At 49.6% G+C, this 1,430-nt stretch carries 1 protein-coding gene; it reads right to left on the reverse strand.

From position 1 onward, the window contains the following. The coding region (gene yabN / locus AC5V8P_RS25545) for a bifunctional methyltransferase/pyrophosphohydrolase YabN (protein ID WP_495474047.1) at positions 1–1,430 on the reverse strand (1,430 nt) is incomplete at both ends.

A 1,430-nucleotide genomic window follows, 5' to 3' on the forward strand; every position in this document is an offset into this window, starting at 1 on the left:
AAGTCTCCATCTCGTCTACGCTACTGTCTTCAGGACGACGTCCCTGCTCGCGTAATTTCTGCTCAATATACTGGAAACGACTTACAAATTTTCGGTTAGTGGCTGACAGCGCCTCCTCCGGATCTACGTCCATGAACCGGGCTGCATTCACAGCAACAAACAACACATCGCCCAACTCCAGCAACTGAGCTTCCATGGAATGCCCTTCACGAACCGCTTCCTTCAGCTCAGCTACTTCCTCGTCCAGTTTATCAAATACGCCTTCAATGCTATCCCAGTTAAAGCCTACTTTAGCTGCTTTCTTCTGAAGCTTGTACGATTTCATAAGAGCAGGCAGATCACGTGGAACCCCATCCAGTACGGAAGGGTGGGCTGCCGTCGTACCTTTAAGCCGTTTTTCCTCTGCCTTCATCTGTTCCCAGTTTTCCAGCGCCTCTTCGGCATCATTGGCTTGATTGTCACCGAATACATGCGGATGACGGAAAATAAGCTTATCGTTCAGTCCCTGAATCACATCATACACATTGAAGGTTCCAACTTCCTCTTCCATTTGGGAATGCAGCAAAATTTGCAACAACAGATCGCCAAGCTCTTCCTTCATATGCTCAGGATCATCCTCATCTATGGTTTCAATGACCTCATACGTTTCTTCGATCAGATTTTTGCGGATCGATTGATGTGTCTGTTCACGATCCCATGGACAGCCTTCCGGACTGCGCAAAATATCGACGATTTCGTGCAGACGGTCAAAAGAACGCCGTTTCAGCGCCTCATCTTCACTGCGAGGTATGTATACCAAGGATAGGTTGCCGTAGCCCTCTACTCGATCCAGCTCGTACAGCGGCACCTTGTGGACTGCCTCCTCACCTTCTACCCCAAGCGCGTGGCCGACATACACCTCATAATCGTCAGGATACCGTTCCATCAAGCATAGCTTCACATCGGAAGCCGTAAAGGTGTCATATACCTGTCCAATCAGCGTATGCAACTGAGGCTGGAGCCAGCTCGCATCCAGTGTGCCTGCATCCAACAGTTGAAAACCCTCAATCGGATCAAAACCAAGACGTACAAAAGCTTCATCCAGGAAACTTTCGCCGCCCAAGATGTTTAGTTCAATCCCTTGGGCAGGACAACGCTCCTTGAGCAACTGCACCGCTGCTTCCGCCACCATCGGGTGACCGGGGACCGCATAGACGATTTCGCTTCCGTCTGCCGCCTTAGCAGCCTTTTCCATCAATTGACTGGTAATTTCCTCATACACCTCTGGAAAAGAATCCTTTGTCTCATACACCGCATCAAACGACTCAAAAGCCACTTCAAACTCATCTAGAACTCGAACCGCTGGATGTTCCCTGGTTCGCAGATAGAGCGCTGAAGCGCCCCTCATTTTATTCAATATCCCTATTGTAAGCTGATCGGGATCTCCCGAG

It is taken from the genome of Paenibacillus sp. N119s (assembly GCF_059447605.1).